General features: G+C 62.1%; 15 protein-coding genes. 8 read left to right on the forward strand and 7 right to left on the reverse strand.

Annotation, left to right across the window (positions count from 1 at the left end; translation table 11 throughout):
* The first annotated feature begins 26 nt into the window (after positions 1-26).
* Together E8K79_RS20285 and E8K79_RS20290 are read left to right on the forward strand one after the other, a co-directional pair.
* Positions 27-404, forward strand: coding sequence for a S41 family peptidase (locus E8K79_RS20285; protein ID WP_136516345.1), 378 nt, complete (start codon positions 27-29; stop codon positions 402-404).
* Between the two features lies 1 nt (position 405).
* A complete protein-coding gene (locus E8K79_RS20290; protein ID WP_136516346.1) occupies positions 406-774 on the forward strand; it encodes a glutaredoxin domain-containing protein in 369 nt (122 codons plus the stop codon).
* A gap of 531 nt (positions 775-1,305) precedes the next feature.
* Here E8K79_RS20290 and E8K79_RS20295 read toward each other — a convergent pair.
* Entirely contained in the window at positions 1,306-2,283 is a 978-nt protein-coding gene (locus E8K79_RS20295; RefSeq protein WP_136516347.1) for an HD domain-containing phosphohydrolase, read from the reverse strand.
* Positions 2,284-2,530: 247 nt separating this feature from the next.
* On the opposite strand from E8K79_RS20295, the gene E8K79_RS20300 reads away from it, so the two are divergent.
* Together E8K79_RS20300 and E8K79_RS20305 are read left to right on the forward strand one after the other, a co-directional pair.
* Entirely contained in the window at positions 2,531-2,713 is a 183-nt protein-coding gene (locus E8K79_RS20300) for a MerR family transcriptional regulator (RefSeq protein WP_136516348.1), read from the forward strand.
* 199 nt (positions 2,714-2,912) lie between these two features.
* Positions 2,913-3,416 (forward strand): chemotaxis protein CheX, encoded by a 504-nt coding sequence (locus E8K79_RS20305; protein WP_246014742.1) that lies wholly within the window; start codon positions 2,913-2,915, stop codon positions 3,414-3,416.
* 126 nt (positions 3,417-3,542) lie between these two features.
* Here E8K79_RS20305 and E8K79_RS20310 read toward each other — a convergent pair whose 3' ends face one another.
* The 4 genes from E8K79_RS20310 to E8K79_RS20325 all read right to left on the reverse strand — a co-directional run bounded on the left by E8K79_RS20310 (position 3,543) and on the right by E8K79_RS20325 (position 9,851).
* Positions 3,543-5,168 (reverse strand): fumarate hydratase, encoded by a 1,626-nt coding sequence (locus E8K79_RS20310; RefSeq protein ID WP_136516349.1) that lies wholly within the window; start codon positions 5,166-5,168, stop codon positions 3,543-3,545.
* 268 nt (positions 5,169-5,436) lie between these two features.
* The gene (locus tag E8K79_RS20315; RefSeq protein ID WP_136516350.1) at positions 5,437-7,926 is read right to left on the reverse strand and encodes a hypothetical protein; all 2,490 of its coding nucleotides are present in this window, start codon (positions 7,924-7,926) and stop codon (positions 5,437-5,439) included.
* A gap of 31 nt (positions 7,927-7,957) precedes the next feature.
* Positions 7,958-9,319: an OmpP1/FadL family transporter gene (locus E8K79_RS20320; RefSeq protein WP_136516351.1), complete on the reverse strand. Its 1,362-nt coding sequence runs from the start codon at positions 9,317-9,319 to the stop codon at positions 7,958-7,960.
* Between the two features lie 268 nt (positions 9,320-9,587).
* Entirely contained in the window at positions 9,588-9,851 is a 264-nt protein-coding gene (locus E8K79_RS20325) for a hypothetical protein (protein WP_136516352.1), read from the reverse strand.
* 166 nt (positions 9,852-10,017) lie between these two features.
* Between E8K79_RS20325 and E8K79_RS20330 the strand changes: the two genes are divergently transcribed.
* Positions 10,018-10,605 (forward strand): class I SAM-dependent methyltransferase, encoded by a 588-nt coding sequence (locus tag E8K79_RS20330; protein ID WP_136516353.1) that lies wholly within the window; start codon positions 10,018-10,020, stop codon positions 10,603-10,605.
* Between the two features lie 47 nt (positions 10,606-10,652).
* On the opposite strand, the gene ubiE is transcribed toward E8K79_RS20330, so the two are convergent.
* Entirely contained in the window at positions 10,653-11,360 is a 708-nt protein-coding gene (ubiE, locus tag E8K79_RS20335) for a bifunctional demethylmenaquinone methyltransferase/2-methoxy-6-polyprenyl-1,4-benzoquinol methylase UbiE (protein WP_136516354.1), read from the reverse strand.
* 188 nt (positions 11,361-11,548) lie between these two features.
* Here ubiE and cdaA point away from each other — a divergent pair, with 188 nt between their 5' ends.
* The 3 genes from cdaA (at position 11,549) to E8K79_RS20350 (ending at position 15,627) form a co-directional block, all read left to right on the forward strand.
* On the forward strand, positions 11,549-12,718 hold the full coding sequence (cdaA, locus tag E8K79_RS20340; protein WP_136516355.1) for a diadenylate cyclase CdaA: 1,170 nt from the start codon (positions 11,549-11,551) through the stop codon (positions 12,716-12,718).
* A gap of 128 nt (positions 12,719-12,846) precedes the next feature.
* Complete coding sequence (locus E8K79_RS20345) at positions 12,847-13,866, forward strand: C40 family peptidase (protein ID WP_136516356.1); 1,020 nt, start codon at positions 12,847-12,849, stop codon at positions 13,864-13,866.
* A 63-nt stretch (positions 13,867-13,929) separates the two neighbouring features.
* The gene (locus tag E8K79_RS20350) at positions 13,930-15,627 is read left to right on the forward strand and encodes a B12-binding domain-containing radical SAM protein (protein ID WP_136516357.1); all 1,698 of its coding nucleotides are present in this window, start codon (positions 13,930-13,932) and stop codon (positions 15,625-15,627) included.
* A gap of 54 nt (positions 15,628-15,681) precedes the next feature.
* Here the strand turns inward: E8K79_RS20350 and E8K79_RS20355 are convergent, their stop codons facing one another.
* Positions 15,682-16,098 carry a hypothetical protein gene (locus E8K79_RS20355; protein ID WP_136516358.1) on the reverse strand — a complete coding sequence of 139 codons (417 nt, stop codon included), beginning with the start codon at positions 16,096-16,098 and terminating at the stop codon, positions 15,682-15,684.
* Positions 16,099-16,203: the final 105 nt, after the last annotated feature.

The raw sequence follows: 16,203 nt of genomic DNA on the forward strand, positions 1-16,203 counted from the left end.
GCACCCTTCGTATAAGTTGACGCCCCATGACCAGGATAATGTGTCTATTACAACTTTTGCTCCTGCTCGCCCTGCCCCTCTCCAGCGAGGGGGCCGCTTTCGGTGGGGTCGGCATCGACGGCGTCCCAAGGGCCGACGGCACCATAGCGGTGCGGCAGCTGGTGGCGGGAGGCCCCGCGCATCTGGCCGGCATCAAGGCGGGCGACATCATCGTCCAGGTGGACGGCACGCCCACCGCTGGAAGCGACTTCAAGTTCATCGTAGATCGGCGCCTGAGGGGGCACGCCGGGACACCGGTCCTGATCCTGGTGCGCCGTCCCGGCAACCCGAAAACGCTAAGTTTCAAGATGATCCGGCGACAGCTCACCGTCGGTGGTAACAAAACACAACCCAAGGGGGATTGACATGCGTATTCTGCTGACCGCCATCCTGGCTGCATCCCTGCTGCTCCCGCTTTCCGGCTTCGGCGCCGAGCAACTTCCTCAGAGTCCGCTGGGGGCGCGTGCACAGGAAACGAAATACCCGAAGATCGTCCTCTTCTCCACTTCCTGGTGCCCGCACTGCAGGGCGGCCAAGGAATACTTCACCAAGAACAACATCCCCTTCATCAACCGGGACGTCGAGGTCGAGCCTGAGGCGATGGCGCTTGTGACCGGCAAGTACAAGAGCCAGGGCGTTCCGGTCATCATCATCGGTGACGACGCCAAGATCCTCAAGGGGTTTGAAGTGACACGTTTCGAGAAGGCGGTCGAACAGGTGCGCAAGAAGAAATAGCGTCGGTTGCACGGAAACGAAGAGGGGGGAGCATGAAGGATGCTCCCCCCTCTTTTTGTTTGCCCGGGCCGCGATTGATTAATCTAACGCGATGGAGAAGTCGTGCAGCGCGATGGATGATTAATCTAACGCGATGGAGAAGCCGTGCAGCGCGATGGATGATTAATCTAACGCGTTGGAAAAGTCGTGCAGCGCGATGGATGATTAATCTAACGCGATGGAGAAGTCGTGCAACGCGATGGATGATTAATCTAACGCGATGGAGAAGCCGTGCAGCGCGATGGATGATTAATCTAACGCGATGGAGAAGTCGTGCAGCGCGATGGATGATTAATCTAACGCGATGGAGAAGTCGTGCAGCGGAATGGATGATTAATCTAACGCGTTGGAAAAGTCGTGCAACACGATTGATGATTAATCTAACGCGATGGAGAAGTCATGCACCGCGACGGATGATTGATCTACCTGGCTTTGCCGGTCCCGTGACTACTGGTTGCATCTGGCGGCGCCCTGAATCCTCATTGCCCCTCGTCACACCTCGCTCGGTTCCTCCTCGGCGAGCAGTTCGAAAAGGACTTCGATCAGCTTCGGATCGAGGTTCGACCCGCTCATCCCCTTCATGGTACAGAGAAGCTCGTCTCGGTCAAAACCCTTGCGGTAGGGACGGTCCATGGTGAGCGCGTCGCAGATGTCGGCTGTGGCGACGATCTGGGCCTCCAGAGGGATCTTGTCTCCGGCAAGCCCAAAGGGGTATCCCTTGCCGTCGTAGCGCTCGTGGTGGTACAGGACGATCTCCTGGACCGTCTTCGAGAGGTTCGCCTTGCGCACCACCTCGCGCCCCCATTCCGGGTGTTTCATGACGATGGAGAACTCCTCCTGGGTGAGGGCGCGTTCAGCGTTGAGGATCGCTTCCGGGACGCCGATCTTGCCGCAGTCGTGCAGCCAGCTGCCGTACCTTATCTCCTGCTGGGTGTCCTCCGGGATCCCCAGGCGCTCCGCCAGGCGCAGCGCAAGTGTCGCCACGCGGTCGCAGTGCCCCTTCGTGGAGGCGTCTTTTAGTTCGATGGTCTGCGCGAGGGAGTGCAAGATGAACTCGTCTTCCCGTTTGAGGGACTGCAGCACCCGGTAGCGCCGCAGCCCGTCCTTCACCGCGCGCAGCATATCCGCCTTCTTCCAGGGCTTCAGCACGAAGCGGAAGACCTCTCCGCTGTTGATCGCGGCAAGGGTGGTTGCGAGATCGGCGCTGCCGGTCATCATGATCTTCACCGTGTGCGGCGAGATTTCCTTGATCCGCGACAGCAGCTCGATCCCACGCATGCCCGGCATCTCGTTGTCCGAGACCACCACGGCGACCGAGTGGTGCTCTACGATCTCAAGGGCCTCCATCGCCGACCCGGCCGTAAGGATGTTGAGGCCCCGGTTCTCGAAGAGTTCGCTGGTGTAGGCAAGGTAGCTCCTCTCGTCATCGACGAACAAGACCGTCTCGCGTTGTAACTCTCTGGTCGGCATCTTCAAGGTCTCCGATGGCTCATTAAGCAGCCACCTTGTACTTATCGGCAGGAACGTTCATTGGAAAAGCAAAAAATGCACGTGCGGCAAACCCGTAGTATTTTTGCGGTGCTAGCTCGCCGCTGTGCTTGACAAGGCAGGCAAGAGCGGTACCATCCAACGGTGGAATCTGTAATTAAAACCGAGCCCGCGCCCTTCTATGAGAACGCATCCAAGCTGGGGCCGGAGCAGGTTAAAGGGGGATATCATGCTGGCATCGAAGACCTGGTTCACGGTGGCGCAAGCCTGCGAGCACTTCGGCGTGGAAGAGGAGCGTCTGAAGGTATGGATTGACGAAGGGGTGATCCGCACCGAGGAAGAAGGCGGGAAGATCGTGAGGGTAAACGGAGACGATATAGAGCTTAAAGTGGCGGAGCTTACAGGGATCTGAACCAATTGACAATTGACCGTTGACCATTGACAACGTTGCCTCACGGCAGACACATGACAAGCAATGAGTGTCATGTATACGCATCGCTAAAGCTTTCTCGGTGAATGACGAATAGCAAAGGTAGCGACGCAATTGCCCTCACTGTTTTTCATTGTCAATTGTCCATCGTCAATCATCAATTGTTGTAAAGGGGGTTGCCTTGAGCAACAGCATAACGTTCGAAGAGATCATGTTCACCATCATGTCGGCCACCCAGGACACCTTCAAGAGCTACATGAACACGGACATCTTTGCCGGCAAGGTAGAGAAGAAGATCAACCCGCTGCACTCCGACGTGGTCGGTATCGTGGGGGTTGCCGGCGACCGTGTCGGCTACATCATCTTCGCCACGGAGAAAGGGCCCGCGGAGCAGATCGCCAAGGACCTGCTGATGATCGAGGAGGCCGATGACGAAGCCATCTCGGATGCGGTCGGCGAGGTGGCGAACAACATCGCCGGCGTCTTCAAGACCAAGTACCACGAACAGTACGGCAGCGTTGCCCTGGGGCTTCCCCTGGTGCTGTCTGGGCGGCTGCGTCCTATGACCGATCCCCCCGAGGCCTGCACCACGGACGGGAGCATGAGCGTGCAATGTAAAGGGGTTACCATCCCCTTCACCACCATGGACGGCAGGCTCCATTTCCGGGTCATGGTCTACATGTAAAGAGAAGGCCTGGAAGTGGGACCGCACCGGGCCGACTGAAAAGGCTCCTCCACCATCCACATGAAAAAGCCCCCGCTGCCATTACGGCAACGGGGGCTTTTTTTGTCCTACGGTCTGTCTTACTTACTAGATCCCAAGCTGCTTGAAGAAGTCGTTCCCCTTGTCGTCCACGAGGATGAACGCCGGGAAGTCCTCCACCTCGATCTTCCAGACCGCCTCCATGCCGAGTTCGGGGAAGTCGATGCACTCGACCTTCTTGATGTTCTCTTCGGCGAGGATTGCGGCCGGGCCGCCGATGGAGCCGAGGTAGAAGCCGCCGTGCTTCTTGCACGCGTCGGTTACCTGCTGCGAGCGGTTACCCTTGGCGATCATGACCATGGAGCCGCCGTTGGCCTGCAGGAGGTCGACGTAGGAGTCCATGCGCCCTGCAGTGGTCGGGCCGAAGGAGCCGGAGGGCTTCCCTTTCGGGGTCTTTGCCGGGCCGGCGTAGTAGATCGGGTGGTTCTTCAGGTACTCGGGGAGCGGCTTGCCTGAGTCGAGGATCTCCTTGAACTTCGCGTGCGCGATGTCGCGGCCGACCACGATGGTGCCAGAGAGCAGCAGCGGAGTGGATACCGGGTGCTTGGTCAGCTCAGCGAGGATATCTTTCATCGGCTGGTTCAGGTTGATCCTGACGCCGTGCTCGTGCTTGCCGCGGAAACGCTCGGGGATCAGGCGGCCCGGGTTGTCGTCCATCTGCTCGACCCAGATCCCTTCCTTGTTGATCTTCGCCTTGATGTTGCGGTCCGCGGAGCAGGAAACGCCCATGCCGACCGGGCAGGATGCGCCGTGGCGCGGCAGGCGGACGATGCGCACGTCGTGGGCGAAGTACTTGCCGCCGAACTGGGCGCCGATGCCGCTTTTCTGCGCCTCTTCGAGGAGGAGCTTTTCGAGTTCGAGGTCGCGGAAGGCCTGGCCGTGCTCGTTGCCGCTGGTGGGGAGCGCGTCGAGGTACTTGGCGCTGGCAAGCTTCACGGTCTTAAGGTTTGCTTCGGCACTGGTGCCGCCGATGGCGAAGGCCAGATGGTACGGCGGGCAGGCCGCGGTGCCGAGCGTCTTCATCTTGGCGACCAGGAACTTCACGAGGCTGTCCGGGTTAAGGAGTGCCTTGGTCTCCTGGTAGAGGTAGGTCTTGTTGGCGGAGCCGCCACCCTTCGCCATGAAGAGGAACTTGTACTCGGCACCTTTGGTGGCGTAGAGGTCGATCTGGGCCGGGAGGTTCGTGCCGGTGTTGACCTCCTTGTACATGTCAAGCGCCACGGTCTGCGAGTAGCGCAGGTTCTCCTCGGTATAGGTCTTGTAGACCCCCTTGGAGAGGTACTCCTCGTCGTTAGCACCGGTCCAGACCTGCTGACCCTTCTTGCCCATGACGATGGCGGTGCCGGTGTCCTGGCAGATCGGGAGTTCGAAGTTGGCGGCAACCTCGGCGTTTCTCAGGAAGGCGAGGGCGACACCCTTGTCGTTCTGGGAAGCTTCCGGATCGGCCAGGATCTTCGCTACCATCTCGTTGTGCTCGGGGCGAAGCAGGAAGGAGAGGTCCTTCATGGCGGCGTTAGCCACCACGGTGAGGGCCTCGGGAGCGACTTTGAGGACCTCCTGGCCATCGAAGTTGGCGACCGAAACGTACTGCTTGGAGTCCGGGATGAGGCGGTACTTGGTGGTGTCCGGCCCGAGCGGGAAAGCTTCCTGGTACTTGAACTCTGGAGTTGCCATCGGTTCTGTTCTCCTTTGCGTGGGATTGATGGTGATTGGCTGGTATCGGGGCCTGCCGGGAGTGCGGCAGAAAATTGTATACAGTACTGCCGGAATATATTGCAAATGTCTTACTTTGTCGAGAGGTAAGTTGGCCCGAAGGAAGCTCAAAAAGAAAGGCCCGTCCGGAAATGCCGGACGGGCCGTGGAGCAGGTTGAATCGCGTCTTGCCGCGAGGCCGTTTAGCACCTCCCCCCGGAAGGGGGAGGCTGGGAGGGGGGGAGGGGCGTCAGTCGCGCGGTGTGAAGAGCCTCATCACGCGCGGGGGGAGCGCCCGGTAAGGGAGCGTCGTCCCGGAGACGGCTGCCGCGCGCGGCAGTGCCGCAGAGGTGACCGTCGGGTCGACGACGATGCCGTTGCGGACGAAATACACCATCTGGCGCTGGGCGAGCTGGAAGGTGACCGGGGAGCTCGCCTGGTCGATCAGCATGCCGTGCGTCGCATCCTGCTGGTCGAACTGGAAGTAACCTTCGCGCGGGGCGGTCGAGGCGGCCACCCCCGCCGCCGTAGCGGTCTTGAAGGCCGGTACGCCGTCGGCGAGGGTCATCATGAACGGCGCCGGGACGCGGCCGGAGAGGTAGCTCAACTGGTCGAAGCCGGGCGCCACGGCGAGCGCCGCGGCAGTGCCGATCACGCCGCGTCCGCCGAGGGCGTCACCCAGGTATCGGGTCGCCGAGTTCGGGATCACCAGATCGCCGTTTAGCGGCCGGCCGTCGGCGAAGCTCGTGGTGGTCGCCTCCTGCATCAGGAGGCGTCCGGAAAGGCGCGAGGGGAGGAGGTCCGCCGTAGTGAGGTTCGGGAGGGGCGTCGTCATCGTCGCCGGATCTACCGGGTCGAGTACGGATTGGGTGAGTTGGAAGAACTGCTCGTAGGTCGGGGTTCCCGACATCACCCCTTGCGCGGCGAGCCCCGCGTTCAGGCTCGGGCCGAAGTCGGCGCTGTCGCGCAGCAGGTAGGCGATGCGCCCGCCGGGGACGCTGAAGAGCCCCTTCATGTCTACGTCGAGGCTCCCCTGCGTGTAGGGGGGGGCGCCTGGGGCGCCGGACAGGGTGGTGTTGCCGGCCAGGTAGTAGGCGCCGACGATGGAGCCCAAGCTAAGCGCTACGTACTTCGGTTTGACCGCCGGGTTGGGGGCGTTCGCCCCAAGGGGGGCGAACCCCTGTGCCGCGAAGGGGGCGCCGAAGGTCGGGGTGGCGAGGACCAGGTCCAGCCGGTCCAGGTTGAACGCGGCCTGCTGGATGTTGGTCCGTGCGGCGAGTGGCGCGCCCAGGGCTATAAAGTCCTCGCCCCATTTCGTTCCGGTCACGTGCCCCGGCAGGGCGAGCTCGCCATGCAGCGGTAGATCGATGGCGACCACGGCATAGCCGGCCCCGTTGAGCGCACCCGCCACGGCGATGGCCTGCTCCTTTCTGCCGTTGATGCCGTGCTGGAAGATGACGAGCGGCCATCCTCCGGCGGGGGGCGTCCCCGCAGGCGCGAAGTAGACGAAGGGAACCTGCCGCTCCGTGTAGTAGTAACCGGTGAGCCGCCCGGTCCCCGGCTCGCGGTACGGCTGGAGCACCGCGCTTGCCGCGCTGTAGCTGCCGAAGGCGAGGTTCTGGTTCATGGCGGGGTTAGCGCGTGCGACCACCGGGTTCATCGAGAGATCAGCGCTGGTGAAGCTCCCGGTGACGACCGTCCCGACCGCCGGCGGTACGACGACCGGGAGACCGGTCCCCGCGAGGACCGCGCCCCAGTAGACGGAGGGTGCGAGGGTCGCCGTGACCGTCGCGGCGTTGAGTCCGGCGCCGAGCCAGCTCTTGCCCGAAAGTCCGCCGGGGAGATCGCTCCCGGCGGCGAACGACCTCAGGGCGGTTTCCACGGGGAGGATGCTTCCTAGCGGATCGGCGGGGTCGACGGTAACGAAGCCCGCAGCGGTGGTGATGAAACGCCCGAGGAGCGCGATCTGGCTGCGGCTTGTCACCGTACTCTCGGTAGGAGCCGCGATCAGGTCGTTCATGACCTTTGCGTAGCCCGAAAAGAGGACCTTGCCGTCGGCGTCGGTCGTATTCTGCCGGATGCGCTCCAGGGGGGCGAAAGGCCCCCCCAGTGCCGTAGTGGATTTGAGCGCCGAGAAGTAGACGGAACTTCCCACCGAGCCGCCGGTGGCGGCGTCCTTCACCCGGTTGGTGACCAGGTAGAGGTACCGGGTCGCAGGGAGGAGCGGGAACCTCGGGAAGAGCGAGACGTCGCTAGCACCAGGACGGTAGCTGAAGGTGAAGCCGGCGGTCACGTCGGTGAAGCGAAGGGGCGCGTTCTCAGTGGCGTCGGGGAGGGCGCTGTCGGCGCCGATCTGGAAGACCTTGATGTTGGCGCCGTTCACCGTGTCCGGGCGCAGCGGCCGTGCGAAACGGATATAGATGGGGGCGTTCACCCCGGCCACCGCGCCGGTGCCCCCGACCTCGTACCGGTTCACGTAGGCGAGCGCCTCCAGAGGGTTCATCGGGCGGTTCGCCGGGCGCAGCCCCACCACTCCCGTTGCCGTGTCGGCGTACTGGGTGATGGGGTCGGCCGCCACAGCCGTGGCGAGCACGTTCGGGAGCGGGACGACCCCGGCGCCCGGGTCGAAAAGGGCGGTGTTGGGGCTCTCCTCCTGGTGGACGCCGGAGTCCGAGCCGCAGCCGGCCAGGGTGAACAGCAGGCAGATGACGCAAAACAAGCGTAGTAGGTGCTTTCTCATGTGCTCTCCTTCGCGGCCCGAAGGGGCCGTCCTAGAAGATAAGGTTCAGGTTGGCGGCGAGGAGGTAGGCATCGCTCTTGTACGTGCCGTTTGCGCCCCTTAGATTGACCATGTCCTGGTTGTGCACCTTGCGGTCGACGAAGTGCACCCACATGTAGGCGAGGTCGAGGGTGGCGAGTGCGTTGCCGATGCCGGTGCCGATGGAGAAGCTGTGCCGGTCCGCGTCCGGGAGCAGCGGGTCTACGGTCGCGTCGGGAACGGGGGATTTGTCGAAGCTGTAGCCGGCACGCAGGGCGAGGCGCGGGGTGACGCGGTACTCGCCGCCGAACTTGTAGCTCCATACGTCGCGCCAGTTCCTGGGATCAGGCTGGTCGTTGAAGGCGGCGAACTCTGAGGAGTCAAAATCGATGAGGAGCTGGTTGAAACTGCTCCAGCCGGTGCGGGTCGCGTCGAACTCGAGGGTAACCCGGTCGGTGGGGCGCCAGGCGACGGCGAGGTCGAGGGTGTCGGGGAGGGTGATCGTTGTGGAGGCGCTGCTGCTTGCCCTGGCACGCGTATAGGGGAAGACGGCGGTGTCGGTAAGGCCAATGGCACCAAGACCTGTCGGCGTGGTGGCGAGGAAGTTCGCCTCACCGTCGATATGGAGGGTGATCTTGCTGCGGTAGGCGATTCCCAGGCTCACCTCGGGCCGCGGCTTCCAGAGAAGGCCCAGGTTATAGCCGAGGTCGGTTGCCGTGCCGTCGAGCCCCATGGAGCCGAGCTCGTAGGCGCCGAAGGGGGGCGCCGGCGAGGACGGGTCGATCACCGGGCTGTAGAGCGCCTTTTGCAGCGAAACGACGGCGTAGGTGACGTCGAGCCCCGCCGCCACGGCGAGGTTCAGGTCGTCGAAGCGGTACGCTGCGGTCGGCTGTATGTTGATCGGCTTGATCGACGCGATCTGCACCTGGTTTCTAAAGACGCTTGAGTCATCCCAGGTCTTCGATAGCGGATAAATGGAGTTGACGGCGATGCCGAAGGAGACGGGGAGGTTGTCCGGGGAGTAGGTGGCGTAGACGGTCGGGGCGATGAAGATGTCGCGCCGGGAGCGCTCTGTGACGGAAGTGGTGCCGGTGTCGAGGGGCGGGGTGCCGGAGAGCGGCGTGGTCCCCTTGAACTCGGTCTGCGGGACGATGATGCCCAAGGCTCCCAGGTTCACCTGTACGCCGGGCAGAAACGCGATCCCCGCCGGGTTGAAGTAGAGGGCGCTCGGGTCGCTTGCCTGTGCGGCGAAGGCGTTCGCCATCCCCATGGCCCTGGCCCCCTGTTCGCTCACCTTGAACCCAGCGCCTTGACATGCCCTGCCATGAGACAAACCGGTACAGAGTAGCAAAGCACACAGAAGCCACTTTCTCATGTGATCCCCCCTTGGCGGCGATCGCCTGCAGCGCACGACTGCGAAGCTGCAGCGGCACGCCAGGCGGCCTTTTACGGCCGAGGGGGATCTGGATCTGACGGCAAGGTCGTCCCATGTGAACCCCGAGTGGCCGGAAATAATTAGCGCATGCCAAAGATAACGCCGGTCGGGGGGAAGTCAAGGGAAGGCCGCCTGGATCTGCCATGCCGAAGCGCGGGCCTCGTGGGCGAGTTCTCCGGTCAGCTCTACGGACTGCGAGTCGATGCGCTCAGTGCACCGTCTTTTCCCGCACCATCCCTTCCAGCATGCGGCGCAGGGCATCCTCCTCGACGAAGCAGAAAAGCGCACTGGAGCCGAAGGCGATCTCGACGGAGCCTCTTCTTTTTTTCATGGTGACGTCCACCTCGTGCACGCCGTTGCCGAGCAGCCCGTGGTAGACCCGCTGGATGCTCCTGCCGCTTCTGAGGGCTTCCTTGCTCCGCATTTCGAAATACACGACCTGGTCCAGCGCGTCATTGGTCAGATAGATCATGGTGCACCTCCTGTTTTGTACAGGAAACCACGGGTGTGCGACAAAATATGTCGCAGTCGGCGGCGTGTGGTTGGACGGGAGTGGGAAGCGGCGTGGCGCGGCGTTGAAAAGCTTGACAATTCCGCGGGAAATGCCACATTGGGCCATCTTCGGGAGGGGGGGCGCGATGGAGTCAGACCGTATCAAGTGGGACGAGCGTTACAGCGGGACGGAGCATTTCTTTTCTTTCGGTCCGTCCCGGCTTCTGGCGAAGAGCCTGGAGCAGATCCTTGCCCTGGTGCCCGGGAGGCGCGCCCTTGACCTTGCCTGCGGAGAGGGGCGTAACGCCATCTTCCTCGCGCAGCACGGTTTCCAGGCGTGCGGCGTGGACATCTCTCCTAGGGGATTGGAGCGGGGCGCACGTCGTGCTGCCGAGGTCGGGGTTGCGGTGGAGTTTGTCGAGGCGGACCTTGACCTGTGGCGTCCAAGCGAGAGCTACGACCTGATCCTCAACTTCAACTTTCTCATGCGGGAACTGATCCCGAGCCTCATGGCGGTGCTGGCCCCTGGCGGTGTGCTTTTGATGGAGACCATCCTCGACGCACCCGGGATGCCGGGAGAACATCGGAAGGATTTCTTGTTGCAGCCGGGAGAGTTGGGGAGGATCTTCGGTGCGTATCCGGGGAGGGTGCTGCTCCTTGAGGAGGATGTGGACGCCCCGGAGATGCCGGTGGCGCGGGTGATGTTTCAGAAGGAAGGTCCGGAACGGAGCTGATGTGGGCTGGGCTCCCCCTCCCGCATGGGGAAGGGGAGCTTTGCGAGTTATTTCGTCCCGACGTAGACCGTGGCAATGCCGCCGGTCAGGTCGAAGTGGTGCACGTCTTTGAACCCTACCTGCCGCATCATCCCCTTGAACTCGTCGCGGGATGGGAACTCCAGCACGGAGTCGGGGAGGTACTGGTAGGCGCTGAAGCGGGAAAAGGCGCCGCCGATCTTCGGGAGCACCTTAAGGAAGTAGAAGTGGTACAGGTCCTTGAAAACGGGCAGGGTCGGCGTGGAGAACTCTAGGATGACGATCTTGCCCCCCACCTTGAGGGCGCGGCGCATCTCCGTGAGCCCCTTGATGCGGTCCACGACGTTGCGGATGCCGAAAGAGATGGTGGCGGCGTCGAAGGTGCCGTCCTCGTACGGGATGTCCTCGCAGGGGGCGACCTGGAGTTGGATGCGCTGCGCGTGACGCGACTGCTGCACCTTGACGCGCCCGAGCTCGATCATCTCCGGGGTGAAGTCGATGCCGACGATTTCGACGGAGGCGGGGGTCTGCGAGGCGATCTCCAGGGCGACGTCACCGGTGCCGGTGGCAACGTCGAGAACCTTGCCCGGTCCCTTCACACCGATCTTGCCCACTGCGAAGCGACGCCAGCGCCGGTCGATCCCAAGCGACAGCAGTCTGTTCAACAGATCGTAGCGCGGGGCGATGCTCCCGAACATGGCGCGAATTCGTTCACCCTTCTCCGACAATGCGTACATTTTTCCTACCTTTTTCGTCCTTGAAATGCTATAAAATCTAGCCTCTTCCCTGTGGGAGAGCCCAGCGCAAGGCTTGATTCTTAACACAAAGCGCACCGGCATGCCAGCAAAAAGCGGCCGCTATCGCCTCACCGCCCACGCCCCGCCGCCGCACGCCCATCCGTCCGCGCCGCCCAAGGAGGCACCTGTTGTTCCCGCAAATCAGGCCCCAGGACATCGCTGACATTCTGATCATGACCTTCCTGGTCTATCAGCTCTACAGCTGGTTCAAAAACTCGAAAGCGCTTCAGGTCGTGATGGGGCTCATGTTTCTTGGTGTGATCTACTTCGTCACCAAGAGCCTCGGCCTCTTTATGACCAGTTGGATACTGCAGGAGTTGGGGACCGTGCTCCTTGTCCTGCTGATCGTCGTTTTCCAGGCCGAGATCCGGCAGGCCCTTTACCGCCTGAGCCTTTTGCGCAACCTGTTCGAACACCAGGAGAGCACGGTCCGCCTGGACCTGCTGGAATTCTCCGCCACCATCTTCTCGCTCGCCTCGCAGCGCACCGGCGCCCTGGTCGTTTTTCAGCGTGAGGAACTCTTAGACGATCTCATCCTGCACGGCGTCCCCATGGACTCCCTGGTGAGCGGTTCCCTCGTAGCAAGTATCTTCATCCCCGGAGCGCCGCTGCACGACGGGGCGGTACTCGTCAAAGACGGCAGGGTGGCCCTTGCCTCGTGCCATCTGCCGCTTTCGGTGAGCGCGGAAGTGCCGCAGCACCTGGGGACGCGGCACCGCGCCGCTCTGGGGCTGTCGGAGCGTTCGGACGCGGCGGTAGTGGTTGTTTCCGAGGAGCGTGGGGCCGTGTCTCTTGCCGTGGACGGGAGGCTCGAGGCGATACACACGCAGGCGCAACTGCATGAACGGCTTACTTCGTTATTGCAGCCGCTGTCGCGCGAGGCGGAGCGGGTGGGGATCATGCGGCGGCTCTTTGCCAACTTCTGGCCCAAGGTCGCGATCTTTTGCTTCGTGGTTGCGAGCTGGCTTTTGATCACCTATCGGCAGGGAGAGATCCTGAGCGTCACTGCGCCGGTAACCTTCCACAACCTCCCGGAGAACCTGACCCTCACCCGCAGCTATCCCGATGAGATCGACCTGCAACTGAAGACCTTCTCCAACCTCGTCGGCTCCCCGAAGAATCTCGATATCGTAGTCGATCTGGACCTGGGCAAGGTGCACGAGGGGACCAACACGGTGCAGATCAGCAAGGACCAGATAAAGCTTCCACCGGGCGTCGTGGTGGTGAACCTCGACCGCTCACTGGTGCGTGTGACGGCCGAGAAGAAACAGCCGAAAGCGTCGGGGCGCAAGCGATAACTCCCTAAATGTTCTGGCCATTTGTCCGATATGAAGCGAAAGGGTTGTCATAAAAGTTGACAGGGTGTGTCGTTTGTTATATAAATTGACGCACCCGCTGTTTTTTCTAAAACAATGAAGGAGGATTCATGATAAGAAGCCTGAAGCTCTTGACCGTGTGCATCATCATGCTCTCCCTTCCTTCGCTCGCCTTCGCCGCAAAGACCCATCGCGTAAAAAAGCACGAAACCCTATATTCGCTCGCCAAGAAATACAACGTCACCGTGGAAGAACTGAAGGCCGCCAACAACCTGGTGGGCAACAGCGTCAAGCCGCGCGTGCTCCTGGTCATCCCGCCGCGCTCCGTCTCTGAAGGTAAGAGCGCATCTGCCGGCGATGCCAAGACGTACAAGGTGAAAAAAGGCGAGACCCTTACCCGCATTGCCAAAAAGACGGGGGTTTCCGTTGCCGAACTGAAGAGGCTCAACGGCCTCAGCAGCGTGAGGGTAAAGCCGGGGAAGATGCTGGTACTCAGGGAGAGTGCACCTGCGGACGAGCCGAAGGTCAAGGTAACAAAGAAGCTCCAGCTGCGTCATCCGGACCTCTTCAACGAAAAGGACTACGAGCAAAGCCTGCAGGAGCTGGCCTCGCTCGAACCGGAGCAGCAGGTCGACCTCGCCAAGAACACCGAGTTGAAGGTGGACAGCATAAAGGAGCTGAAGAAGTCGGCCTACGGCTTCCTCGGTACCCGCTACCGCTTCGGCGGCAGCTCCCGCTCCGGCATCGACTGTTCCAGCTTCGTACAGCACGTCTTCAAGGAACTGGAAGTCTCTTTGCCGCGCACCGCGCGCGAGCAGTTCGAGGTCGGCAACGCCGTGGCGCCGGGGGACCTGCAGAGGGGGGACCTGATCTTCTTCGCCACCTACGCTTCGTACGCTTCCCATGTCGGTATCTACCTCGGCAACAACAAGATGATCCATGCCTCCTCGCGCGACCGCAAGGTGGTGATCTCCTCTCTCAATACCTCCTACTACCGCTCCCGTTTCCTGGGGGCTAAACGCATCGCCAAGGTAAACCCGGATGTCTTCAGGCTCGATGACCTGATCCTCGGTGTCGAAGAGGACAACTCCGACAACGCCATGGAAGAGGACGGCCTCTCCAGCAACTAGCCCCGTCCCTGACAAACATTCAACGAATCCGGCCCTCGGGCCGGATTTTTTTATGGACGCAGCATGAAGATACTCCTCGCCTATAAATGCCATCCGGAAGGGGCAGCCGACCCGTACACCTCGCTTCTGCCGGTGGGGCTTCTCTCCCTGAGCGCCCTCTTAAAGCGTGTCGGCCACCAGGTCACCCTGGCCAACCTCTCCTCCTTCTCCACCGAAGCGATCCGCTCCTTGATCCGCCGGCTCGCCCCGGAGCTGGTCGGTATCTCCCAGTTCACCCACAACAGAAGCGAGTCGGTAGAGCTCGCGCGGTTGGTGAAGGAGATCGCCCCGGGATGTTTCACCCTGCTCGGCGGACCACATGCTACGCATGCCTGGCAGGAACAGCTGGAGCGCTACCCCGAGATCGACGCCGTCGTGCTCGGAGAAGGGGAGGAGACCCTGGTCGAGCTTGTGGAGGCCCGACGGGAGGGAAAAAGTCTCGCTTTGGTCCCCGGACTTGCCTGGTGCGAAGAGGGCAAGCCGGTCCGGACTGCGCCGCGCGGGGCGATTACCGACCTGGACGCGCTCCCTCTTGCCGCGGAAGAGCTGGGGGAAACGGTCGGCGTCGACTTGAGGCGCCAGCTCGAGTTCATCATCACCTCGCGTGGCTGTCCGGCGAGCTGCCTGTTCTGCTCCTCGCCCCTTTTCTGGGGGCGAGGCGTGCGCTTTCGCTCCCCTGAGTCGGTAGTGCACGAGCTGCGCATGGTCAAAGAGCGTTACGGCCTCATCTACTTCTCCTTCCGTGACGACACCTTCACAGCCAACCGCTCGCGCGTTATGGAGATCTGTCGGCTCATCGAGGAGGAGCGCCTGCACATCCTTTGGAACTGCCAGTCGCGGGTCAACGCGGTGGACGAGGAGATGCTCGTCGCCATGAAGCGCGCTGGCTGCGAATGCATCCAGTTCGGCGTGGAATCGGGGTCTCCGGAGATGCTGAAGGCGCTCGGGAAAAGGATCCTGCCGGCCGACGTGGAACGTGCCGCGGCGGCGGTGCGCCGGGCGGGGATCAACCTCTCGGTCTACCTCATCACCGGGATACCTGGCGAGGGGGACGCCGACCTGAAGGAGACGGTGCGGCTTATCGAACGGATCAAGCCCCAGGACGGGCAGGTCTCCCCGCTCGTCTACTATCCCGGGACAGAGCTTCTCATGCGTGCAGTGCGGCAGCGCGAGGTCTCTGAACACCTCTTCGAGGAGCGGGAAGGGGAAGGCTTCCTGGTGCGCCGGGACCCCTTCGTGGAACGCTCCCGGCAGGCGATGCTGAAGGCGCTGGAAAAGGCCGGGGAAAAGGCTTCCTTTACCCGTGCGGAGTTCGCGGCGCAACGCAAAGTGGTCGGGTACTCATTCGTGACCGAGATGCTGGAGGCGGAGGCGCTCGAGCAGGAGGGGGACTGGGACGGGGCGCTCAGGATCTACCGCAGCATGGTGCGCAAGGAGCCGGACAGCCCGTGGGGGTGGCTGCAACAGGGTGCCTTGCAGGGAAGGGAGGGGGACCTTGAGGGGGCGCTGCGTTGTTACGGAAAGTTGGCGCAACTGGTCCCCCGGCATCTGCCCGCCTGGCTTGCCCTGGGGGAGCTGGCGCTCGCAAAAGGCGATAGGGACACCGCGTCCAAGCACTATGCCCGGGCCTTGGAGCTTGCACCGGAGGACGAGGCCGCGCTTGAGGGGGCGGCGCTTGCGGCGCGAGGGCGGGGCGGAAAAAGCGGAAAACGGAAACAGTAAAAAAGGCGCCTCCCATACGGGGGGCGCCTTTTTTAATCTGCTGTGCCGGAAGGCCTACTTGTTGACGGCAAGGCCCGGAGCAAAGATGATCTTGTCGAAGGTGCGCTTCAGAGTCTTGCTCTGGAAGTTGATCATCGGCGGGGAGTCCGGGAACTCGATGGTGTCGCCGACTTTAACCGGGGTCTGCATGGAAGCGACCCAGATTTTTTCGCCTTTCTCTTCGATCTGTGCGTAGGTGTACCCGCCGGAGTCCATGGTCTCAAGGACTTTGCCCTTGTGGCCTGCGCCCGGTTTGACTTCCTGAGGTTTGAGCCCGGCATGCGGGTCGGTGCCCGGAGCTACTGCGGGCATCTGGGTTGCGGGAGCTGCAGCCGGTGCCTGTGCAGGGGCCTGCGGTGCCTCTTCTTTTTTCTTGCAGCCGGCAGCTGCCACAGCAACGATTGCCAACATTACAACCAAAGTCTTCTTCACAGTTTCCTCCAAGTTGGATGGATTTAAGAAATGGACAGCGCTGCAAAAAATAGCATAACCGTCTCTGACTTTACAACTAAAAAAAGTCTGGTATACCGGGCGTCC

The sequence above is a fragment of the Geomonas edaphica genome (genome assembly GCF_004917075.1).
GTDB lineage: Bacteria > Desulfobacterota > Desulfuromonadia > Geobacterales > Geobacteraceae > Geomonas > Geomonas edaphica.